The organism is Streptomyces sp. MS19, assembly GCF_047200595.1.
GTDB lineage: Bacteria > Actinomycetota > Actinomycetes > Streptomycetales > Streptomycetaceae > Streptomyces.
Window position 1 is genome coordinate 176,586 of sequence record NZ_JBJZOH010000002.1, and the last position, 19,912, is coordinate 196,497.

Sequence of the window (19,912 nt, forward strand, 5' to 3'; positions counted from 1 at the left end):
CAGCAGGCTCGGGACCGCGCGGTGCGGAGACCGACCGCCGCAGCGACGGCGAGGGTTCGGTGGGCAGCGCCCGGCGGGCCGTGTGACGACCGCCCGGCATGTGACGTGCCCCCTGTCACCACGGCGGACTGCCTACCGGGCGGCGGGGGCAGGTGGTCAGAAGCCGGGGGCGCCCCAGATGGGGAACCAGCGGGTCAGGTCCGGTTCGATCTTCAGGTCGTCCGCCAGGACGCCCCGTATCCGCAGCTCCAGCCCGTTGTCCCGGCGCTCGGCGGTCCCGGCCAGAGGCGCGAACGGGTAGAACGTGCCGCGCTTGTAGAGGTAGACGAGGCCCAGCGGGGCCGCGTCGGCCGCCGCGCGGAAGCCGACCATGGAGCACAGCAGCTGCGGCCCGAAGCCCGACTCCTGGAGCAGGGTGTTCACCGCGTGCAGGTCGTTGACCAGCGACGCGACGTCGTCCGGGGCGTGCCGGGCGAGGACCCAGGTGTAGCCGTACGAGTCCTGGCTGAACTCGACGGGCGTCCCGCCGGTCGCGGTGTCGGCGTCGAGCAGCGCCCGCACCTCGTCGCGTACGCGGTCGAAGGCGCCGCCCTCCACGCTCGCGAAGCACACCGAGCCCAGGCCGGTCGGCACGAAGCCGGCCGCCGCCTGGAGCGTCACGGCCGCCGACGGGACGGCGAACAGCTGGTCGAGGTCCGGTTTGGCCGGTCGGCTCCGGCCGAGGATCACGTCGAGGATGCCCACGGGGCGCCGCTCCTTCCGTGCCGTGCGGGTGTCCTGGTCGTCACGGCCGTCCCAGTTCGCCGGAGAGCCTGGCCAGCCGGTCGAGCCGCTGCTGGAGCGTGGGGTGCGAGGAGAGCAGCCTGCTCAGGCTCTCGCCGGTGACGGCCGGGGCGAAGAAGAAGGCGTTGAACGGCTCGGCCTGCCGCAGGTCGCGGGTCGGTATGCGGCTCATCTGCCCCGACACCTTGGTCAGCGCGGAGGCCAGCGCCGAGGGGCGGCCGGTCAGCAGGGCGCCCGCGCGGTCGGCGGACAGCTCGCGGTAGCGGGACAGCAGCCGTGTCAGCAGGAAGCTGATCACGTAGACGACGGCGCTGATCAGCGGGATGAGGACGAGAGCGAGGTTCTGGTTGTTCCGCGACCGGCCGAGACCGGTCCACAGGGCCATCCGGGTGATGAGCCCGGCGAGGACGCCGAGGAACCCGGCGATGGTCATCACGGCCACGTCGCGATGGGCGACGTGCGACAGCTCGTGTGCCAGAACGCCCTCCAGCTCGTCGGGCTCCAGGCGGCGCAGCAGCCCGGTCGTGGCGCAGACCAGGGACTTCTTCCGGCTGCGGCCGGTCGCGAAGGCGTTCGGCACGTCGGTGCGGGCGATGGCCACGCGGGGCTTCGGCATGTCGGCGAGGGCGCACAGGCGGTCCACGGCCCCGTGCAGCTCGGGCGCCTCCTGCGGGGTGACCTCGCGGGCGCCCATGCTGAACGCGGCGATCCGGTCGCTGAACCAGAACTGGGCGACGAACACTCCGCCGGCGATCAGCACGATCAGCGGCCACGCCTTGCCGAGGGCCACGATCAGGACGCCGACGAAGACGACGTAGAGCAGGCCGATGAAGAACATGGTCAGGACCATGCGGTTCGTGAGCCCCCGGTCGGGGGCGAAGCGGGTACGCGCCATGCGCTCTGTCGTCTCCTCCCGGCGTCGCCCGGTGCGGCGGCGCCGTTTCCCGGCTACCCGTGCCACCTCAAACGTACGGCAGGTGGCATAAAGGCGGCAGAAGGAACGGTCCGGGGCGGGGGCGGCGGGAGGGCGGCGTCAGGAGGGTCAGGGATTGACGCGGGCGGCCACCGGGAGGTGGTCGCTGCCCGTTCCCGGCAGCGTCCACGACGAGACGGGTTCGAGGTCGCGCACCAGGATCTGGTCGATCCTGGCCATGGGGAACCCGGCGGGCCAGGAGAAGCCGAAACCGGCGCCCGCCGCACCCTGGGTGGAGCGCAGCTGGGACGTGAGCGGGGCGAGCGCGCCGTCGTTCATCGTGCCGTTGAGGTCGCCGAGGAGGATCGCGCGCCCCTGCCGCTCGGCGGAGACGGCGCCGCCGAGCAGCTCGGCGGCGCGGTCGCGCTGCTCGGCCGTGAACCCGGCCCGGAACTGCACGCGGACCGACGGCAGGTGCGCGACGAAGACGGCGACGTCGCCGAAGTCGGTGGTGACGGTCGCCCGCATGGCGCGCGTCCAGCCCATGCCGATGTCCACGGGCTCGCTCTCGCCCATCGGGTAGCGGCTCCACAGCCCTACCGTCCCCTGCACGGCGTGGTACGGGTAGTCGGCGGCCAGGGCGTCCTCGTACTCGGCGACCGTCTCGTTCGGCAGTTCCTGGAGGGCGATGAGGTCGGCGTCGGAGGCGGCGAGCTGCCGCGCCGTCGCCGCCGGGTCGGCGTTGTCGGCGTCCACGTTGTGGCTGACGACCATCAGGGCGCCGCCCGAGCCGGTCTTGTCCAGCAGCAGGCCGCCGAAGAGGTTCAGCCAGACCAGGAGCGGCACCAGCAGCGCCGCGACGGCCGTGAGCGAGCGCCGCAGCACGGCGCACAGCACCAGCACGGGGACCAGGAGGCCGACCCACGGCAGGAAGGTCTGGAGGAGGCTGCCGAGGTTGCCGATACGGTTCGGCACGCGCGAGTGGAGCGTCATCAGCAGCGCGAGGGCGAGCGCGAAGGCCGCAGGCCACCAGCCCCGGCGCCAGCGGCCCGTGCGGTCGCTCCAGCGCGCTCTGCCACGCCCGGTGTCGTCAGCGGGGTCGGCGGCGGCGTCGGCGGGAACGGTCTCGTCGCCCCCGCCTCCCTCGCCCTGCTGCGTACCGGAGGTGTCCACGCCTGTCATCCACTGCCCTCGCTGACCGTCGTGCCGTAGCCCGGGACCCTACGCGAGCCCCGGCTGCGGGCGCAGCACAAGAAGGTCACGGCGGTGCTCGGGGTGGGTTCCGTTATATCAGCCTTGCCAGGGCGCGCAGTTGTCGGTGGAGGGCGTGCGGTACCGGGCCCCGCGCGACCCCCCTTCCGGGCACCGGCGGTCGGTGCGACGATGGAAGCCGATCCGGGGACGCCGCCTGGCGCTTCGAGACGACAGGAACAGGAGCAGCGTGATGACGCAGCGCACGCATGCCGGCACGCCGGCCGACCGGTCGGCGACACCGGCCCTCTACGGCGGCCGGAGCAGCCGTCGGGTGACCGTACGTGACATCGCCGCGGCCAAGGCGCGGGGCGAGAAGTGGCCGATGCTGACCGCCTACGACGCGATGACGGCCTCGGTCTTCGACGAGGCGGGCATCCCCGTGATGCTCGTCGGCGACTCGATGGGCAACGCGCACCTCGGGTACGACAGCACGGTCCCGGTGACGCTGGAGCAGATGACGATGCTGTCGGCCGCCGTGGTGCGCGGCACGCGGCGTGCGCTGATCGTCGCGGACCTCCCGTTCGGCTCGTACCAGGAGAGCGCGACGCAGGCACTGCGCAGCGCGACGCACCTGGTCAAGGAGGCCGGTGTCGGCGCGGTGAAGCTGGAGGGCGGCGAGCGTTCCGCCGACCAGATCCGGCTGCTGGTCGAGGCGGGCATCCCGGTGATGGCGCACGTGGGGCTGACGCCGCAGTCCGTGCACGCCTTCGGCGGCCACCCCGTGCAGGGGCGCGGCGAGGAGGCGGCGCAGCAGCTGCTGCGGGACGCGAAGGCGGTACAGGGCGCGGGCGCGTTCGCGGTGGTACTCGAACTGGTGACGGCGGAGCTGGCGGCGGAGGTCACGCGCAGCCTGCACATCCCGACGGTGGGCATCGGCGCGGGGGCGGCGTGTGACGCGCAGGTCCTGGTGTGGACGGACATGGCCGGGATGACGGACTGGCCCGGCGGGCGGACGCCGCGGTTCGTGAAGGAGTACGCGCAGCTGCGGACGGCGCTCGGCGACGCGGCGCGGTCGTTCGCCGAGGACGTGGTGGGCGGCGTGTACCCGGCGGAGGAGCACAGCTTCCACTGAGCCGCGGTGTGGTACGGCACGGGCCGCCCCCGTTCCGCGTGGTGCGGGGCGGGGGGCGGTGCCGCCGGACGGCGTGATCAGGCGGTGCGGCGCGGTGCCAGGGCCCTGGCGCGGCGCGCGTAGTACCAGCCCATGTTGGACGCCACGCCCGCCATCAGCACCCAGACGATGCCGAGCCAGTTGCCCTGGACGAAGGACACGACGGCCGCGGCGACGGTCAGGGCGCAGACGAGCAGGGCGTAACCGGCGAGGCGGCGGGCGCGCCTGGCCGTCGCGGCGGCGGCCGGGTCGCTGGTCGCGGGGGCGGCGGGGGGCATGGGGCGGCTCCGTGGTCGGGGGGAGGGGGCGGGCTGGTCAGACGTCGGTGACGCGGAGCCCGGCGTGGGCCTTGTACCGGCGGTTGACGGAGATCAGGTTGGCGACGAGCGACTCGACCTGGTGCGCGTTCCGCAGCCGTCCGGCGAAGACGCCCCGCATGCCGGGGATGCGTCCGGCGAGCGCCTGGACGATCTCGCAGTCGGCGCGCTTCTCGCCGAGGACCATCACGTCGGTGTCGATCTTCTCGACGGCCGGGTCCTGGAGCAGGACGGCCGAGAGGTGGTGGAACGCGGCGGTGACCCGGGACTCCGGCAGCAGCGCGGCGGCCTGCTCGGCGGCGCTGCCCTCCTCGGGGACGAGCGCGTAGGCGCCCTGCTTGTCGAAGCCGAGCGGGTTGACGCAGTCCACGACGAGCTTGCCCGCCAGTTCGCCGCGCAGGCTCTCCAGGACGGCGCGGTGGCCGTCCCAGGGGACGGCGACGATCACGACATCGCTCCCCGCGGCGCAGCCGGCGTTGTCGAGGCCGCGTACGCCGTGGCCGATCTCCTCGGCCGCCGAGGCGGCGCGGTCGGCGGCGCGCGAGCCGATGATCACCTGCTGGCCGGCGCGGGCGAGGCGGTAGGCCAGGCCACGGCCCTGGTCGCCGGTGCCGCCGAGCACGCCGACGACGAGGGAGGAGACGTCCGGGAGGTCCCAGGGGTCCTTGGGGGCAGCAGTCGCAGTCATGGGGAAATCCTCCCACTGCGCCCGCCCTGGCGGGCGGCGGGGCGGCGGGGCGGGGGCGACTGCGTGCACTTGCCCGTCCCGCGCCCCGCGCCGCGTACGGGCGGTCTACGCGTCGCCGTCCCCGCCGTGGCCGCCGAAGCCGCCGCCGAAGTCCACCGGGCCGTCGTCGTCGCCGTCCTTGCGGCCGGGGGGCCGGTCGTCCGGGTCGGGGTCGTTCCAGCGGCGGTCGTTGCGCCAGTTCTCGTTGCGCTCGCGGGCGAGGTCCATGGCGTGCTCGGCCTCGTCGCGGGTGGCGTACGGGCCGAGGCGGTCCTTGGCCGGGCAGTCGGGGCCTTCCTCGACCTTCTGGTGGCGGATGCAGTAGAACCACTCGCCTTCGCCGCCGGTGGTCCTGTTCCTGAAGATGCGTCCGAAGTTGGGGGCCATTCCTTCATCCTGCCCGCCCGTAGACTCGCATGCATGTCTGGCCAGTCTCTTCTCGTTCCCGGCAAGATCTCCCCTCCGCGCAGCGTCCCGCAGGCCGTCCCGCGCCCCGAGTACGTGGGCCGGAAGGCGCCCGCGCCGTACAGAGGCCCGCACGTTCAGGACGCGGAGACCATTCTGCGGATGCGCGAGGCCGGGCGGATCGCGGCGCGTGCGATGGCGGAGGCGGCGCGGCACATCGCGCCCGGCGTGACCACGGACGAGCTGGACGCGGTGGCGCACGCCTACCTGTGCGACCACGGCGCGTACCCCTCGACGCTCGGCTACCGGGGCTTCCCCAAGTCGCTGTGCACTTCCGTGAACGAGGTCATCTGCCACGGCATCCCCGACTCGACCGTGCTGCGGGCGGGCGACATCGTCAACCTGGACGTCACCGCCTTCGTGGGCGGTGTCCACGGCGACACCAACGCGACCTATCTCGTCGGCGGCGAGGAGGCGGTGGACGAGGAGTCGCGGCTGCTGGTGGAGCGCACCCGGGAGGCGCTCGCCCGGTCGATCAAGGCGGTGCGGCCCGGCCGCCGGATCAATGTGATCGGCCGTGTGATCGAGGCGTACGCCCGGCGGTTCGGGTACGGCGTGGTGCGCGACTTCACCGGACACGGCATCAACACCGCGTTCCACTCCGGCCTGATCATCCCCCACTACGACGACCCGAACGCGACGACCGAGCTGGTCCCCGGCATGACGTTCACCATCGAGCCGATGCTGACGCTGGGCACGCACGAGTGGGAGATGTGGGAGGACAACTGGACCGTCGTCACGCGGGACCTGCGGCGCACGGCCCAGTTCGAGCACACACTCGTGGTGACGGATTCCGGCGCGGATGTCCTCACACTGCCCTGACCGCGCGGTCACCACGGGATGGACACAACCTTGACTTAGGCAAGCCTAAGTAGACACCATGGCGGAGCGCGGCAGCCTGTCGCGTTCCGACCGGTTGCCTTCCGGAGGTCCCACATGTCCGCGCTCTCCGCCGCGCCCGCGGCCGTCCCGTTCTCCGTCCAGATCCGTGAGACCTCGCACGCCCAGCACACGGAGGCCGAGACCTCCGCGTTCATGAGCCGGCTGCTCGGCGGGGAGCTGGGCGTGGAGGCGTTCCGCCGCTACACCGAGCAGCTGTGGTTCGTGTACCGGGCGCTGGAAGGGACGGCGGACCGGCTGGCGGACGACCCGGTGGCGGGCCCGTTCATCCGCCCCGAGCTGTTCCGCTCCACCGCGCTCGGCCGGGACCTGGACCACCTGCACGGCGGCGCGGACTGGCGGACGGCGCTGCGCCCGCTGCCCGCGACCGAGCGGTACGCGGCGCGGATCATGGAGGTCGCGCGCGACTGGCCCGGCGGGTACGTGGCGCACCACTACACGCGCTACCTGGGTGACCTCTCCGGCGGCCAGGTCATCAGGAGCACGGCGGAGAAGCTGTGGGGCTTCGCGCGCAAGGGCGACGGGGTGCGGTTCTACGTCTTCGAGGAGATCGCGAACCCGGCGGCGTTCAAGCGCGACTACCGCTCCTGGCTCGACGGCGTACCGGCCGACGAGGCGGAGCGGCTGCGGATAGCCGACGAGTGCAAGCATGCCTTCGCGCTGAACACCGCGCTCTTCGGAGACCTGCTTTCCGGTGACTTTTCACGATAAGCGCGTTTTCTCCTTGGGTGAGCTGTGCGGGCGCGGGAGGCTGAGGTCTCCTTCCGCGCCGCATCCCCGAGGAGTACGTCCTGGGCACGTCCATCCGCAGGGCACGGACACCCGTGTACTGCGTCATCACGGTCCTGCTGGCAACGGCCTGCGGCGGCTCGGGTGACGGTTCGGCAGCGGTCGAGCCCCGGGCGGTCGGTCCGGCGAAAGGTTCCGTCACCTGGTACGCCATCAACTTCGGTCCTGAGGGGCTTCCCCAGAAACTGATCGACGCGTTCGAGGACAAGCACCCCGGCATCACGGTCGAGTACCAGCCGGCGCCGAACAACACCGACACCATGCGGGCGACCCTGACCACCGAGATCTCGGGTGGTTCGAGCGCCATCGACATCTACAACGGCGACATCGTGTGGCCGGCGCAGTTCGGCGACGCCTCGCTGGCCATGCCGCTGGACGCGCACCTGCCCGACGACTACTGGGACCGCTTCCCCGAGGAGCGCGCCCGGACCACCGAGTACAACGGCGAGCACCTGGCCGCGCCGCTGTACAGCGACGCCGGGTTCCTCTATTACCGCAAGGACCTGCTGGAGAAGCACGACCTGCCGGTCCCGAAGACCTGGGAGGAGCTGGCCGAGACGGCGGCGAAGCTCCAGGACGCGGGCGACGTGCGCTACGGCTACGTCGGCCAGTGGGCGAACTACGAGGGGCTGACCGTCAACTGGACGGAGATGTCGGCCGCGGCCGGCGGCAGGACCGTTTCAGCAGACGGCGAGCGGCCCGCGATCGACTCGGACACCAACGCCCGTGTCCTCGGCTTCATGCGGGACATGATCAAGGACGGCGTGGCCCCCTCGGCGACCACGAGTTTCCAGGAGCCCCAGTCCCTCCAGACCTTCCTGGAGGGCGACGCCGCCTTCCACCGCAACTGGGCGCACGGCCTGGGCGAGTCCGACAACCCCGAGGTCTCGCACGTCGTCGGAAAGGTCGGCATGTCGCCGCTGCCCTCGTTCGAGGGCACGGACGGCCCCGGCCCCTCCGCCTCCGGCGGCTGGAACATGATGGTCAACCCGCACAGCGACGCCCTGGGCGCGTCCCTGGCGTTCCTGGAGTGGATGACCGGCCCCGACGCCCAGCGCATCCTCGCGGAGAACGGGGTGATCCCCGCACTCGACGAGGTACTGAACGACCGCGGCCTCCAGCAGGACAACCCGGCGCTCGCCGCCGCGGCCGACGTCCCCGTGGTCTCCCGCCCCTCGGACACGCCGCGCTACCCCCAGGTCAGCCACGGCGTCTACACCAACCTCAACGGCGCCCTGGCCGGCTCCGTCACCCCGCGGGAGGCGCTGGGGGCGGCGTCGGACGAGATCAGACGAGCACTCAACGGCCGGGCGCTGTGAAGACCACCGGCCGGGCGGACGCCCGCGGGCGGCGCCCCGGACACGAGGAGACCCCGTGAGCGACGACGTCCCCGAGGGCACGCCCCCGGCCGGAGGACCACCGGAGGAGGAGGCCGGCAGCACCGCCTACGTGCCGCGCCACGTCTCCACCGGCGGCAACAGCACGACGGGCAGCCACACGGCGGGCAGCACGGTCGCGACCGGCGAGCCGCCGGACGGCGGGAGCAGGCAGCGCCCCGGCCGGCACAACTCGGCGCTGGAGCGCCGCTTCGCCCGCATGGGCTGGATCTTCGCGTCGCCCGCGCTGCTGGTGGTGCTGGCCGTGACGCTCTTCCCGATCGCCTTCTCGGTCGCGATGAGCCTGAGCAACGTGTCGGTCTCGTCGGACGGCTTCCGGCTCTCCGGCGTCACGACCGACAACTACTCGCTGCTGCTGGGCTCGGCGCGCTGGCAGCACGCGCTGGTGTTCACGGTGCTGTACACGGTCGGCACGGTCGTCGCGGAGCTGGTGCTCGGCACGGTCATCGCGCTCGTCCTCGAACGGCTGTCCGGCAGCCGCGGCTGGATGATGGCGCTGCTGCTCCTGCCCTGGGCGATGATCACCGTCGTCTCCGCGCAGCTGTGGGCGTACATGTACAACGGCGTGTACGGCGTGCTGACGGCGATGTCGAACGGGCTGACGGGCGAGCCGCGCCAGTTCCTCGGCACGCCGTTCCCGGCGATCCTGTCCATGGCCGCCGCGGACGTGTGGAAGACGACGCCGTTCGTCGCCATCATCGTGCTCGCGGGCCTGATGATGCTGCCGACCGACGTGGTGGAGGCGGCGCGCGTGGACGGCGCCGGCTCGTGGACGGCCTTCTGGCGGGTGCGGCTGCCGCTGCTGCGGCCCGCGCTGACGATCGCCGTCCTCTTCCGCATTCTCCAGGCCTTCGGCATCTTCGACCTGCCGTTCGTCCTCACCGGCGGCGGGCCCGGGGACGCGACGGAGTCGCTGGCGCTGCTCGGCTGGCAGGTGATGTTCACCAACCTGGACTTCGGCCCGGGGGCGGCGGTCGCGGCCAGTACGGCGGCGCTGGTGCTGGTGGGCTGCCTGCTGTTCCTGCGGGCGTTCCGCGCGCGGGTGGGCGACGAGGAGACCACCGCGTGAACGCCCCCCGCCGCGCCGCCCCCGCCCGGCCCGCCGTCCGTACCGCCGTCTCGAAGGGACCCCTGTCATGACGCCGCTGCCACGCCTCAGGGTGCGGTTCACCTGGGTCCACCTCGCCGCGCTGGTGATCGCCGCGTTCGTCGCCGCGCCGCTGTACTGGATGGCCGCCAGCTCGCTGAAGCCGCAGACCGAGATCGGCGCCAACCCGCCCACGGTCTGGCCCGACCAGGCGACCTGGTCCAACTACCGGGACGCGTTCGTCGAGAACAACTTCGGGACCTACCTGCTCAATTCGGCGGTCGTGTCCATCGTGGCGACGATCGTGGTGCTCGGCCTGAGCACGTTCGCCGGGTACGCGCTGGCGCGGCTGCCCCTGCGCGGCAAGGCGCCGATCATGATCTCGCTGCTGATGATCTCGCTGTTCCCGACCATCGCGCTGGCCGCGCCGCTGTTCCTCCTGATGCGCGAACTTGGCTGGCTGAACAGCTACCAGGGCCTGATCCTCGTCTACACGGCGCTCAACGTACCGTTTGCCGTATGGATTCTTCGGAACTTCTTTCTGGGAATCCCCAAGGAGATGGAGGAGGTCGCGTGGATGGACGGCGCTTCGCCCCTGCGGACCGTGCTCTCCGTGATCCTGCCGCAGGCCGCGCCCGGGGTCTTCACCGCGGCCATCTTCACCTTCACGGCGTGCTGGACCGAGTTCCTCATCGCGCTGACGCTCAACACGGCCGACAGCTACCGCACGATGCCGGTGGGACTCGCCCTGTTCGGCAGCCAGTTCACCGTGCCGTACGGGACGATCTTCGCCGCCGCCACCGTCTCGGTGCTGCCGATCGCCCTGCTCGTCCTGATCTTCCGCCGTGCCGTGGTCTCCGGGCTGACCGCGGGAGCCGTGAAGGGCTGACCCGCACCCGCACGCCCCGTTCCCTCACGAATGAGGTTCGCCATGCCGCCCCCGCACAGCACCCCGTCCTGGCTGGCCGACGCCGTCCTCTACCAGATCTATCCGCAGAGCTTCGCCGACTCGGACGGTGACGGCGTCGGCGACTTCGCCGGGATCACGGCGCGCCTGGACCACCTTGCCTGGCTGGGCGTCAACGCCGTCTGGCTGAACCCCTGTTTTGCCTCCCCGTTCCGCGACGCGGGCTACGACGTGTCCGACTACCTGTCGGTCGCGCCCAGGTACGGCACGGACGAGGACCTCGCCGCACTGGTCGCGGCCGCCAAGGAGCGCGGCATCCGCGTGCTCCTCGACCTGGTCGCCGGGCACACCTCGGACGAGCACCCGTGGTTCCGCGCGGCGGCGGACGACCCGTCGGACGGCCGCTACATCTGGGCCGAGGGGCGGCCGCCCGGCTTCGTCCCCTCCCCCGGCAGCCGCGCCGGCAGCTACCTGCCGAACTTCTTCGACAGCCAGCCCGCCCTCAACTTCGGCTACGCGCGCACCGATCCGGCCGAGCCGTGGCGGCAGCCGGTGGACGCGCCGGGACCGCTCGCCAACCGCGCGGCGCTGCGCGAGATCATGGACCACTGGCTGCGCCTCGGCCTGGCCGGGTTCCGCGTGGACATGGCGCACTCGCTCGTCAAGGACGACCCCGACCTGGTCGAGACCGGCAAGCTGTGGACCGAGCTGCGCGCCTGGCTGGACGAGGCCCACCCGGAGGCCGCGCTGCTCGCCGAGTGGGGCGACCCGGCCGTGTCGGTGCCCGCCGGGTTCCACGCGGACTTCTTCCTCCAGTTCGGCGGCCCGTCCGACGGGCTGCCGCTGCGGTCGCTGTGGAACAACGGGACCGGCACGGTGGACACGAGGTGGGAGCCGCGTGCCCCGTACTTCGGCGCGGACGGCGGCGGCTCGGCGGGCCCGTTCGTCACGGCCTGGCAGTCCGTCACCGCCGTGATCGGCGACCGGGGCTTCACCACGCTGCCGACCGCCAACCACGACTTCTCCCGGCTGTGCTGCGGCCCGCGCACCGCCGGGCAGCTGCCCGCCGCGTTCGCCTTCCAGATGACGTGGCCGACGCTGCCCGCCGTCTACTACGGCGACGAGATCGGCATGCGCTACATCCCGGGCCTGCCCGACCACGAGGGCAGCGTCCTTGGTCCTGAGTACAACCGGGCCGGATCGCGGACGCCGATGCAGTGGGACGACTCTCCCAATGCCGGGTTCTCCACCGCCCCGGCCGACAAGCTGTACCTGCCGCTCGACCCCGACCCGGGGCGTCCCACGGTCGCCGCGCAGCGGGCCGACGCGGGGTCGCTGCTGCACCTGGTGCGGCGGCTGATCGCGCTGCGCAAGGCGACGCCGGAACTGGGCACGAGCGGCTCGGTCAAGGTCCTTCACACCGGCTACCCGCTGGTGTACGTGCGCGGGGACCGCTACCTCGTGGTCGTCAACCCGCGCCGCGACGCCGCCTCGCTCGACCTGCCGCGCCCGACGCTGGCGTCGGCCCGCCCGGTGGAGGGCGCGGGCGTGACGGTGGACGAGGACGGCATCCGCGCGGACGGCTTCGCCTGGGCCGTCCTCGACCTGGCCTGACGGTAAGGAACCGCACGGGACGGGTACGCGCCGGAGCGCGCGTACCCGTCCGCTCCCTCAGCGGCCGGTGGTCAGGACCATGCGGAAACGGGCGTCGCCCGCCGTCATCCTGGCGAACGCCTCCCCCGCCTCCGCGAGCGGCCGCGTCTCGATCCACGGGTGCACGCCGTTGCGGGCGGCGAAGCGCAGCGTGTCCTGGGTGTCGAGCGACGTGCCGGACGCGTGGGCGTGGACCGTGCGGTTGTTGACCAGCAGGGTGGCCGGGCTGAGGTCCAGGGGCTCCTGGGTGATGCCGACGAGGATCAGCTGCCCGCGCCGCCCGAGTCCTGGGACGGCGGCCGACATGACGGCGGCGTTGTTGACCGTGGCGAGGACGACGCGGGCGCCGCCGAGGCGGCGCAGGGCCTCGCCGATGTCCTCGCGCGTGCTGTCCACGTAGTGCTGCGCGCCCAGTTCGCGGGCGAGGGCGCCCTTCTCCTCGCCGCGCGCGACCGCGATCGTCTCGAAGCCCATGGCGGCGGCGAACTGCACCCCGAGGTGCCCGAGGCCGCCGAGCCCGAGGACGGCGACCGTGTCGTCGGGGCGCGCGGCGCTGCGGCGCAGCGCGTTGTAGACGGTCACGCCGGCGCACGCCAGGGGCGCGGCCTGGGCGCTCGGCAGGTCGTCGGGGATCGCGGCGAGGGCGGCGGCGGGGACGTTGACGGTCTCGGCGTAGCCGCCGGGGTAGGCGACGCCGGGGATGCGCAGCTCGGGGCAGAGGATGCCGTCCCCGGCGCGGCAGGCGTCGCAGTGTCCGCAGCTGCCGCCGAACCAGCCGACCGCCACCCGGTCCCCCACATCCCAGCCGGTGACCAGCCCGCCGAGGGCATCGACGCGCCCGGCGATCTCGTGGCCGGGCGTGAGCGGGAAGGTCACGCCGGGCAGCTGCCCGGCGGCCATCGCGGCGTCCGAGTTGCACACCCCGCACGCCTCGACGGCGACCCGCACATCATTCGGCCCAGGCTCCGGCGTCTCCGCCTCGACGAGGCCGAAGTCTCCTCCGGCGGAGGGGATCTGCACTGCGCGGTGACGAGCCATGGGGGTGCCCTTCGCATGGGGGAACGGGATGACGCCTCCCACTATCCGCACGCATCCCGCCACCACCCGGGACCCCTGTCCACCACCGACGACGCACCACCCGTACGGCGGGTGTCAGTCGATCAGCAGGACGAGCTTCCCCTTCACGTGGCCTTCCTCCCCGGCGCGGTGGGCCTCCGCGATCTCGGTGAGGGGGAACGTGCCCGCGACGCGGAGGGTGAAGCGGCCCGCCTCGACCAGTTCGCCGATCGAGGCGAGGGCGTGGAGCGCGCGGCCGGTGTCGCCCCGGCTGAACGTCACCCCGTGCTCCCGCGCGCCCGTGAAGTCGGCGAGCGTCACGACGTGCCCGGGGCCGCCCGCCAGTCCGATCAGTTCGGGCAGCACGCCGCTCCCGGCCACGTCGAGCGCCAGGTCCACGCCGTCAGGCGCGAGCGCGCGGACGCGGTCGGCGAGCCCTGGGCCGTACGCGACGGGCTCGGCGCCGAGGGCACGCAGGTGGTCGTGGTTCGCGGGGCTCGCCGTGCCGATGACGCGGGCGCCGCGCGCCACGGCGAGCTGGACGGCCGCGCTGCCGACGCTGCCGGAGGCGCCGTTGACGAGCAGGGTGCCGCCGTTCCTGACGCCGAGCTGGTCGAGCGCGCGGGTGGCCGTCTCGACGGCGGCGGGCAGCGCGGCGGCGGCCGGGAAGCCGAGGGACGGCGGGATCGGCGCGTAGGAGGACAGCACCGCGTACTCCGCCTGGGCGGCGCCCTCGGCGCAGAAGCCGAACACGCGGTCGCCGACCGCCGCGTCCGTGACGCCCTCGCCGACCTCGTCCACGACCCCGGCCGCCTCGTAGCCCAGGGTCTGCGGGAGTTCCTCGTCCATCAGCCCCTGGCGCTTCTTCCAGTCGCTCGCGTTGACCCCGGCCGCGCGGACCGCGATCCGCACCTCGCCGGGGCCCGCGTGCGGTTCCGGCAGGTCCGCGATCTCCAGCACCTCGGGACCGCCGAACCTGCGGAAACGTGCCGCCTTCATCGTCCGTTCCTTTCGCCGCGCCCACCTTCCCACCCCGCGGGGGCTTGCCTTCGAGCGCACTCCAGCGGCGAGACTGCGTACATGAGTACGACACAGACGGCCCGCACGCTCGGGCGCAGCGGTATCGAGGTCAGCGCCCTGGGGTTCGGCTGCTGGGCGATAGGCGGCGAGTGGCACGACTCGTCGGGGAAGCCCCTGGGGTGGGGGCCGGTGGACGACGCGGAGTCCACGCGCGCGATCCACCGCGCGCTCGACCTGGGCGTGACGTTCTTCGACACGGCCGACGTGTACGGCGCGGGGCATTCGGAACGGGTCCTCGGCAAGGCCGTCGCCGGGCGGCGCGACCAGGTGGTGCTGGCGTCCAAATGGGGCTCGGTCTTCGACGAGGCGGCGAAGACGGCGGCGGACGAGCCGGGGCTCACGCCGGAGTACGCGCGGGCGGCGCTCACCGCGACGCTGGGGCGCCTCGGCACGGACTATCTGGACCTGTACCAGCTGCACGTCAACTACGCGCCGCTCGCGGCGGCTGCGGCGCTGCGCGACGTGTGCGAGGAGTTCGTGCGCGAGGGCCTGATCCGTGCCTACGGCTGGTCCACGGACGACCCGGAGCGCGCCAGGCTGTTCGCCGAGGGCCCGCACTGCGCGTCGGTGCAGGTCAACTGCAACGTGTTGCAGGACGCGCCGGAAATGCTGGCGCTGTGCGACGAGTTGGACCTCGCGGCCGTCAACCGGGGGCCGCTCGCGATGGGCCTGCTGACCGGCAAGTACACGGACGCGGCCGTCACGGACAAGGGCGACATCCGGGCGGTGCCGCCGCCGTGGCTGGCGTTCTTCGAGAACGGCCGGGTCGTGCCGGAATGGCAGGCGCGCTTCGAGGCGGTACGGGACATCCTGACCTCGGCCGGCCGCACCCCGGCACAGGGCGCACTCGCCTGGCTGTGGGCACGCAGCCCGCACACGGTCCCGATCCCGGGCATCAGAACGGTGGCCCAGGCGGAACAGAACGCCGGAGCATTGCAGTTCGGCCCACTGACCCCGGCCCAGATGGCAGAGATCGAATCACTGCTCGCCCGCACAGCCTGACCACCCGGCGGACACGGGGGCCGCCGACAACACCTCGGCGGCCCCTCGCCTCAGATCCCGGTGGGGAACTCGTCACGGAGGACGGCGAGGAATGCCCCCCAACCGTTCACCGAGAACGTGAGAACCGGCCCGTCAGGTCCCTTGGAGTCCCTGACAGGAACCACGCCGGACGGCGTGCAGCTCCTGGAGAACTCGACGCACTGCCCACCGTCCGATCCACTGCGGGACGACTTGGCCCACTCGGCGGACGCGAGATCGATACGTGCGGTCATCGGACACACCCCTTCAGATCACGGTCGGGAACCCGCCGTCCCGGACGGCGGTGACGAACGACGCCCACTCAGGCGCGGCGAAGCAAAGGACCGGGCCATCCAGGGACTTGCTGTCCCTGACGGGCACCACACCCGGGAAGTCGCCGGACGCCTCCAGGCAGTCGCCCTGCGCTCCGCTGTAGGAACTCTTACGCCAGGCAGCGTGCGAGGTATCGATGGGGAAGTCGTGCGTCATCTGTCGTCCTTCAAGACGTGCGAGATCCGGTCCCGCGATTGTTGCACCCCGAGTGCGGCTGCTCTCAAGTGCTCGAAATGGTTGTCGTACATCGCCCGGTCCTGGGAGCGCTCCAAATAGTGGCTCCCGGCCTGTCCCTCGATGTACACGACATCCAGGTCACTGCGGATCGGAAACCCGTAGATCACGAACGCGCCCAGCATCCCCACGTGCGCGCCCGCGTCGAACGCGATCACCTGCAACGTGATGTTCGGCCGCTCGGAAGCCTCCAAGAGCGCTTGTAGCTGCTTCGCCATGACAGCCCCGCTGCCGACCACGCGCCGGATCGCCGCCTCGTCCACGATCGCCCGGAGAGTCACCGGGTCCTCGCGCGAGAGCGCCTGATTCTGGCGCTGGAGTTTCACGTCAACCAGTGCGTTCACGGCCTCAGGACTGCTGCCAGGCTGAAGGACCCGCGTGACGGCTCGCGCGTAGTCAGGGGTCTGCAACAAGCCGGGGATCAACGCCAGTTGGTAACTCCGCACCGAGCTGGCCTCTGACTCGAACGCGATCAGGTCGGTGTACTGGCGCGTGAGGACGTCGCTGTACGGCCGCCACCACGTGCGCCGCTTCCCCTGTCTGGCGAACCCTTCCAGGGTGTCGCGGGTCTCCGTGTCGTCCGCCGGAACTCCGTAGAAGTCCAGGAGCGCCCGCACATCCTGTCCGGTCAGCCCGCTTCGGCCTGCCTCGATCCTCGTCATCTTCGACGGGTGCCACCCCATGGCTTCCGCCGTCGCCTCGGACGTGAGTGCCGCGGCCTCCCGGCGGCTGCGCAACTCCATGCCGAGCAGCCGACGAGTCACAGTCGGTTCCGCTGCCAACTTGTCACCTCCCTTGCTCCAGGGCTGGTCACAGTATGTCGCTCAGCGCCGAGCCGCTCACCCGCCCCCCATGAAGTGCAATTGCACTTTTACTGTGATGGTTGCGCTACTCTCAGGCGGGGGAGCATTCGGGGGACGAGCCGCCTGGCGTGGCTCACCGGTGAGGAAAGGGGCAGGAAAGTGGACGGGTTGATGAGGGCGCGCGTGCGGGTGTGCGGTGGCTGGACGTACGTACCGGCGCGGCTGGGTGTGCTGTTGGGTGAGCACGCGGAGGAGCTGCCTCCGGGGGTAGTGCGCTGTGAGCTGGGGGCGCACGGGGAAGGACCGCATCACGCGTACGTGACGGACCTCGACGGGCGGCACACGGGTTCGATCTGGGCGACCTGGCAGGCGGGGCAGCCGCTGGGCGTGACGGTCCTGCCGGACTGCCCCTGCCGCGACGGGGAGCCGGGGGTGAAGGAGCAGGTGTGCTGCTTCTTCGCCGGGCACGGCGGCCCGTGCTCCTGGGACGTGGCCGACCGGCGCGTCGCCTGACAGCGGCCCAGGCCCCGAGGACGCAGGGGGAGCCGTCGGTGGCAAAGCGGCGGCCCCTCTTCTGGTCCCTCCTGCCGGGCAGGTGTCCCGGGTCGCGGACCGGGGTCCGCGGCGGCTGTCTGAGGGCTGTCTGCCGTCGGTCGGTATTCAGTTGGCCCCGTCAGACGATCCGCACAGGGTCGCGCAGTGCCCGAGCTGAAGCCGCTCCATGCGGACCATGCCCCGGCGGTTCTCGCCTTCGAGGTGGTGAACCGTGGTTACTTCGCCGGCTCGGTCGGGGACCGGGGGGATGAGTTCTTCGACCGGTTCGGCGAGTGGTTCGGCGCCGCGCTGGACGAGCAGGTGGGGGGTGTCTGCGCCTTCCACGTGCTCGTCGCCGGGGACGGCTCGGTGCTCGGCGGGTTCAACCTGTACGACCTGGAGGACGGCGACGCCAGGCTCGGCTACCGGGTCGCGGAGCGGGTCGCCGGGCGTGGTGTGGCGACCGCGGCCGTCCGGGAGCTGTGCGGGATCGCGGCCGCGCGGCACGGGCTGCGTACCCTGCGGGCGGCCGCGGCCGACGCCGATGTCGCGTCCCGCAGAGTCCTGGCCAAGGCCGGGTTCGTCCCGGCCGGCCCGGCGGACCCCGCCGATCTCGGCGGCGCGCCGGGCACCTGGTACCGGCGCGGCTAGATCCGCGAGTTGCGCAGTGACTGCCACACCGCGCCGGCCAGTGCCCGTGTCGAGCGGGGGACCGACAGGTGCTCGTGTTTGCGGTACAGCGCCCAGTTGTACTGGACGAGCGACAGCTTGTTGGAGGACAGCGATCCCGCCTGGTGGGCCCGGTACACCGCGAGCGGTTCGGTGAGGCCGCGCGCGTCGTGGCCGTCGCGCATGATGGACAGCCACAGCGCGTAGTCCTGCCGCTTCAGCATTTCCGGCATCAGCCGTGTGCCGAGGGCCGTGCGGTCGTACATGGCGGTCAGCGCGCCGATGTAGTCCCGGACCAGCATCGCGCGGTAGTCCACGTGCTCCCGCGCCGGGACCACGCGCCCGTTCGGGGTGAAGTCCGTGCTCTCACCCGCGTAGTCGGCGTCCATCTTGTAGTAGGAGGTGAACGTCAGCGGCGCGCTGCCCTGCGCGGCGAACGCGACCTGCCGTTCGGTCTTCTCCGGGAGCCACATGTCGTCGCTGTCGAGGAAGGCGACGTAGTCGCCCTTGGCCCGTTCGATGGCGAGGTTGCGCGCGCGGCCCGCGCCGCCGCGTTCGGGCGCCGACCGCGGCAGGACGCGTTCGTCCTGGCGGGCGAACTCCTGGAGCAGGTCCATGGAGTCGTCCGAGGACTGGTCGTCGGTGACCAGCAGCTCCAGGTCGGTGTGGGTCTGCGTGAGCACCGACCGGATCGAGGCGCCGAGGGTGGCTGCCGAGTTGTACACGGGCATCACGACGGACACCAGGGGCACGGCTCTTCTCCTTGTTCGGCCGATGGCGGCGGTCCATTCAAGCAGGAGGAGCGCGGGCGGCGGCTGCCGGGCCGCCCCGTGGTCAGGCGGCCGAAACGGCGGCGCAGGTGCGGAGTTCGGAGGGGGACGCGTTGCCGCCGCTGCACATCACGCCGATGCGGTCGCCGGGGACCCGGTCGCGGTGGGAGAGGACGGCGGCCAGCGCGGTCGCCCCCGCGCCCTCGGCGAGGGTGTGCACGTCCCGCATCATCCGCCACTGCGCGGCGGCGATCTCCTCGTCCGTCACGAGGAGGAAGTCCGCCAGCCCGTCGCGCATCAGGCGCTGGGTGAGGGCGAAGGCGCAGCCGGTGGCGAGGCCCTCGACGCGGGTGCGGTTCGGGCGGGTCAGCAGCTCGCCCGCGCGCCACGAGTCGTGGGCGGCGGGCGATGCCGCCGCCTGGACGGCCACCACGCGGCAGCGCGGCGCCACGGCCGCCGCCGCCAGGCAGGCCGCCGCCGCGCCGCTGCCGCCGCCGACCGGGACGACCACCGTGTCCAGGTCGGGGGCCTGCTCGAACATCTCCAGGTACGCGGTCGCGACGCCCGCGACCAGCTCCGGCTCGTCCCCCGCGCTGACGAGCCGCATGCCGCGCGCGGCGGCGAGCGCCGTGGCGTGGGCGGCGGCCTCGGTCATGTCGGCGCCGTGCTCGACCAGCTCGGCGCCGAGGGCGCGGACGGCGGCGGCCTTGGCCGGGTTGGGGTCGGCCGGCATCACGATGACGCAGGGCGCGCCGAAGCGCGCGGCGGCGTACGCGAGGGACTGCGCGTGGTTGCCCGTCGAGTAGCCGACGATGCCGCGTGCCCGTTCGTCCGGGGACAGCGCGGCGAGGAGGGTGAGGCCGCCGCGCACCTTGAAGGCGCCGGTGGGCTGGACGTTCTCGTGCTTGACGAGCACGGTGGCGCCCACGGCGGCGTCGAGCGCCGGGTAGGACCACATGGGGGTGGGCGGGAGGTGGTCGGCCAGCAGGCGGCGGGCGCGGAGCGCGTCGGTGATGGTCGGTTCTCGCATACCCGCCACGGTGGCATGACCAGTACTGATAGATCCAATGCCCGTTTTCTCGCTTGGCATCGATTCTGTCTATGGATGCG

General features: G+C 72.5%; 23 protein-coding genes. 10 read left to right on the top strand and 13 right to left on the bottom strand.

Annotated features, from left to right (window positions below; translation table 11 throughout):
* Window positions 1–156: 156 nt before the first annotated feature.
* From pspAB to ACL02R_RS03325, 3 genes are all read right to left on the bottom strand, one after another.
* On the bottom strand, window positions 157–744 hold the full coding sequence (pspAB, locus tag ACL02R_RS03315) for a PspA-associated protein PspAB (RefSeq protein ID WP_362963520.1): 588 nt from the start codon (window positions 742–744) through the stop codon (window positions 157–159).
* A gap of 40 nt (window positions 745–784) precedes the next feature.
* Window positions 785–1,678, bottom strand: a complete 894-nt coding sequence (gene htpX / locus ACL02R_RS03320) for a zinc metalloprotease HtpX (protein WP_412795307.1) — start codon at window positions 1,676–1,678, stop codon at window positions 785–787.
* Between the two features lie 147 nt (window positions 1,679–1,825).
* Window positions 1,826–2,878: an endonuclease/exonuclease/phosphatase family protein gene (locus ACL02R_RS03325; protein ID WP_412795308.1), complete on the bottom strand. Its 1,053-nt coding sequence runs from the start codon at window positions 2,876–2,878 to the stop codon at window positions 1,826–1,828.
* A 262-nt stretch (window positions 2,879–3,140) separates the two neighbouring features.
* Between ACL02R_RS03325 and panB the strand changes: the two genes are divergently transcribed.
* Window positions 3,141–4,022: a 3-methyl-2-oxobutanoate hydroxymethyltransferase gene (gene panB / locus ACL02R_RS03330; RefSeq protein ID WP_412795309.1), complete on the top strand. Its 882-nt coding sequence runs from the start codon at window positions 3,141–3,143 to the stop codon at window positions 4,020–4,022.
* A gap of 77 nt (window positions 4,023–4,099) precedes the next feature.
* Here the strand turns inward: panB and ACL02R_RS03335 are convergent, their stop codons facing one another.
* The 3 genes from ACL02R_RS03335 to ACL02R_RS03345 all read right to left on the bottom strand — a co-directional run bounded on the left by ACL02R_RS03335 (window position 4,100) and on the right by ACL02R_RS03345 (window position 5,492).
* On the bottom strand, window positions 4,100–4,339 hold the full coding sequence (locus ACL02R_RS03335) for a hypothetical protein (protein WP_412795310.1): 240 nt from the start codon (window positions 4,337–4,339) through the stop codon (window positions 4,100–4,102).
* A 37-nt stretch (window positions 4,340–4,376) separates the two neighbouring features.
* Window positions 4,377–5,066, bottom strand: coding sequence for an NADPH-dependent F420 reductase (gene npdG, locus ACL02R_RS03340; protein WP_412795311.1), 690 nt, complete (start codon window positions 5,064–5,066; stop codon window positions 4,377–4,379).
* Window positions 5,067–5,171: 105 nt separating this feature from the next.
* Window positions 5,172–5,492, bottom strand: a complete 321-nt coding sequence (locus tag ACL02R_RS03345) for a hypothetical protein (RefSeq protein ID WP_412795312.1) — start codon at window positions 5,490–5,492, stop codon at window positions 5,172–5,174.
* A gap of 33 nt (window positions 5,493–5,525) precedes the next feature.
* On the opposite strand from ACL02R_RS03345, the gene map reads away from it, so the two are divergent.
* The 6 genes from map (at window position 5,526) to ACL02R_RS03375 (ending at window position 12,264) form a co-directional block, all read left to right on the top strand.
* A complete protein-coding gene (gene map, locus ACL02R_RS03350) occupies window positions 5,526–6,392 on the top strand; it encodes a type I methionyl aminopeptidase (protein ID WP_412795313.1) in 867 nt (288 codons plus the stop codon).
* A gap of 114 nt (window positions 6,393–6,506) precedes the next feature.
* Window positions 6,507–7,181: a heme oxygenase (biliverdin-producing) gene (locus ACL02R_RS03355; RefSeq protein ID WP_412795314.1), complete on the top strand. Its 675-nt coding sequence runs from the start codon at window positions 6,507–6,509 to the stop codon at window positions 7,179–7,181.
* Between the two features lie 113 nt (window positions 7,182–7,294).
* Complete coding sequence (locus tag ACL02R_RS03360; RefSeq protein WP_412795315.1) at window positions 7,295–8,578, top strand: ABC transporter substrate-binding protein; 1,284 nt, start codon at window positions 7,295–7,297, stop codon at window positions 8,576–8,578.
* 55 nt (window positions 8,579–8,633) lie between these two features.
* Window positions 8,634–9,725, top strand: coding sequence for a carbohydrate ABC transporter permease (locus tag ACL02R_RS03365; protein WP_412795316.1), 1,092 nt, complete (start codon window positions 8,634–8,636; stop codon window positions 9,723–9,725).
* 67 nt (window positions 9,726–9,792) lie between these two features.
* The gene (locus tag ACL02R_RS03370; protein ID WP_412795317.1) at window positions 9,793–10,632 is read left to right on the top strand and encodes a carbohydrate ABC transporter permease; all 840 of its coding nucleotides are present in this window, start codon (window positions 9,793–9,795) and stop codon (window positions 10,630–10,632) included.
* 42 nt (window positions 10,633–10,674) lie between these two features.
* Window positions 10,675–12,264, top strand: coding sequence for an alpha-amylase family glycosyl hydrolase (locus ACL02R_RS03375; RefSeq protein ID WP_412795318.1), 1,590 nt, complete (start codon window positions 10,675–10,677; stop codon window positions 12,262–12,264).
* A gap of 57 nt (window positions 12,265–12,321) precedes the next feature.
* Here the strand turns inward: ACL02R_RS03375 and ACL02R_RS03380 are convergent, their stop codons facing one another.
* Both ACL02R_RS03380 and ACL02R_RS03385 read right to left on the bottom strand, forming a co-directional pair.
* Complete coding sequence (locus tag ACL02R_RS03380; protein ID WP_412795319.1) at window positions 12,322–13,341, bottom strand: alcohol dehydrogenase catalytic domain-containing protein; 1,020 nt, start codon at window positions 13,339–13,341, stop codon at window positions 12,322–12,324.
* Window positions 13,342–13,455: 114 nt separating this feature from the next.
* On the bottom strand, window positions 13,456–14,358 hold the full coding sequence (locus tag ACL02R_RS03385) for an NADP-dependent oxidoreductase (protein ID WP_412795320.1): 903 nt from the start codon (window positions 14,356–14,358) through the stop codon (window positions 13,456–13,458).
* Window positions 14,359–14,439: 81 nt separating this feature from the next.
* Between ACL02R_RS03385 and ACL02R_RS03390 the strand changes: the two genes are divergently transcribed.
* Entirely contained in the window at window positions 14,440–15,441 is a 1,002-nt protein-coding gene (locus ACL02R_RS03390; RefSeq protein WP_412795321.1) for an aldo/keto reductase, read from the top strand.
* 50 nt (window positions 15,442–15,491) lie between these two features.
* Here ACL02R_RS03390 and ACL02R_RS03395 read toward each other — a convergent pair whose 3' ends face one another.
* From ACL02R_RS03395 to ACL02R_RS03405, 3 genes are read right to left on the bottom strand one after another with little or no spacing between them, the layout of a single operon-like run.
* Window positions 15,492–15,713 carry a DUF397 domain-containing protein gene (locus ACL02R_RS03395; protein ID WP_412795322.1) on the bottom strand — a complete coding sequence of 74 codons (222 nt, stop codon included), beginning with the start codon at window positions 15,711–15,713 and terminating at the stop codon, window positions 15,492–15,494.
* 13 nt (window positions 15,714–15,726) lie between these two features.
* On the bottom strand, window positions 15,727–15,948 hold the full coding sequence (locus ACL02R_RS03400) for a DUF397 domain-containing protein (protein WP_412795323.1): 222 nt from the start codon (window positions 15,946–15,948) through the stop codon (window positions 15,727–15,729).
* Complete coding sequence (locus ACL02R_RS03405; RefSeq protein ID WP_412795324.1) at window positions 15,945–16,769, bottom strand: helix-turn-helix domain-containing protein; 825 nt, start codon at window positions 16,767–16,769, stop codon at window positions 15,945–15,947. The genes ACL02R_RS03400 and ACL02R_RS03405 overlap by 4 nt, the downstream gene beginning before the upstream one ends.
* Before the next feature lie 378 nt (window positions 16,770–17,147).
* On the opposite strand from ACL02R_RS03405, the gene ACL02R_RS03410 reads away from it, so the two are divergent.
* Window positions 17,148–17,342, top strand: coding sequence for a hypothetical protein (locus ACL02R_RS03410; protein ID WP_412795325.1), 195 nt, complete (start codon window positions 17,148–17,150; stop codon window positions 17,340–17,342).
* A 186-nt stretch (window positions 17,343–17,528) separates the two neighbouring features.
* Window positions 17,529–18,014, top strand: a complete 486-nt coding sequence (locus tag ACL02R_RS03415) for a GNAT family N-acetyltransferase (protein WP_412795326.1) — start codon at window positions 17,529–17,531, stop codon at window positions 18,012–18,014.
* Here the strand turns inward: ACL02R_RS03415 and ACL02R_RS03420 are convergent.
* Together ACL02R_RS03420 and ACL02R_RS03425 are read right to left on the bottom strand one after the other, a co-directional pair.
* Complete coding sequence (locus ACL02R_RS03420) at window positions 18,011–18,784, bottom strand: glycosyltransferase family 2 protein (protein ID WP_412795327.1); 774 nt, start codon at window positions 18,782–18,784, stop codon at window positions 18,011–18,013. The two genes, ACL02R_RS03415 and ACL02R_RS03420, sit on opposite strands and share 4 nt — an antisense overlap.
* 82 nt (window positions 18,785–18,866) lie before the next feature.
* Window positions 18,867–19,832: a threonine/serine dehydratase gene (locus ACL02R_RS03425; protein ID WP_412795328.1), complete on the bottom strand. Its 966-nt coding sequence runs from the start codon at window positions 19,830–19,832 to the stop codon at window positions 18,867–18,869.
* Between the last annotated feature and the right edge of the window lie 80 nt (window positions 19,833–19,912).

Bases quoted from the DNA above. Each gene is read 5' to 3' on its own strand.
- htpX (WP_412795307.1), bottom strand. From the start codon at position 1,678: ATGGCGCGTACCCGCTTCGCCCCCGACCGGGGGCTCACGAACCGCATG.
- ACL02R_RS03325 (WP_412795308.1), bottom strand. From the start codon at position 2,878: ATGACAGGCGTGGACACCTCCGGTACGCAGCAGGGCGAGGGAGGCGGG.
- panB (WP_412795309.1), top strand. From the start codon at position 3,141: ATGACGCAGCGCACGCATGCCGGCACGCCGGCCGACCGGTCGGCGACA.
- ACL02R_RS03335 (WP_412795310.1), bottom strand. From the start codon at position 4,339: ATGCCCCCCGCCGCCCCCGCGACCAGCGACCCGGCCGCCGCCGCGACG.
- npdG (WP_412795311.1), bottom strand. From the start codon at position 5,066: ATGACTGCGACTGCTGCCCCCAAGGACCCCTGGGACCTCCCGGACGTC.
- ACL02R_RS03345 (WP_412795312.1), bottom strand. From the start codon at position 5,492: ATGGCCCCCAACTTCGGACGCATCTTCAGGAACAGGACCACCGGCGGC.
- map (WP_412795313.1), top strand. From the start codon at position 5,526: ATGTCTGGCCAGTCTCTTCTCGTTCCCGGCAAGATCTCCCCTCCGCGC.
- ACL02R_RS03355 (WP_412795314.1), top strand. From the start codon at position 6,507: ATGTCCGCGCTCTCCGCCGCGCCCGCGGCCGTCCCGTTCTCCGTCCAG.
- ACL02R_RS03370 (WP_412795317.1), top strand. From the start codon at position 9,793: ATGACGCCGCTGCCACGCCTCAGGGTGCGGTTCACCTGGGTCCACCTC.
- ACL02R_RS03375 (WP_412795318.1), top strand. From the start codon at position 10,675: ATGCCGCCCCCGCACAGCACCCCGTCCTGGCTGGCCGACGCCGTCCTC.
- ACL02R_RS03380 (WP_412795319.1), bottom strand. From the start codon at position 13,341: ATGGCTCGTCACCGCGCAGTGCAGATCCCCTCCGCCGGAGGAGACTTC.
- ACL02R_RS03385 (WP_412795320.1), bottom strand. From the start codon at position 14,358: ATGAAGGCGGCACGTTTCCGCAGGTTCGGCGGTCCCGAGGTGCTGGAG.
- ACL02R_RS03390 (WP_412795321.1), top strand. From the start codon at position 14,440: ATGAGTACGACACAGACGGCCCGCACGCTCGGGCGCAGCGGTATCGAG.
- ACL02R_RS03395 (WP_412795322.1), bottom strand. From the start codon at position 15,713: ATGACCGCACGTATCGATCTCGCGTCCGCCGAGTGGGCCAAGTCGTCC.
- ACL02R_RS03400 (WP_412795323.1), bottom strand. From the start codon at position 15,948: ATGACGCACGACTTCCCCATCGATACCTCGCACGCTGCCTGGCGTAAG.
- ACL02R_RS03405 (WP_412795324.1), bottom strand. From the start codon at position 16,769: ATGGAGTTGCGCAGCCGCCGGGAGGCCGCGGCACTCACGTCCGAGGCG.
- ACL02R_RS03425 (WP_412795328.1), bottom strand. From the start codon at position 19,832: ATGCGAGAACCGACCATCACCGACGCGCTCCGCGCCCGCCGCCTGCTG.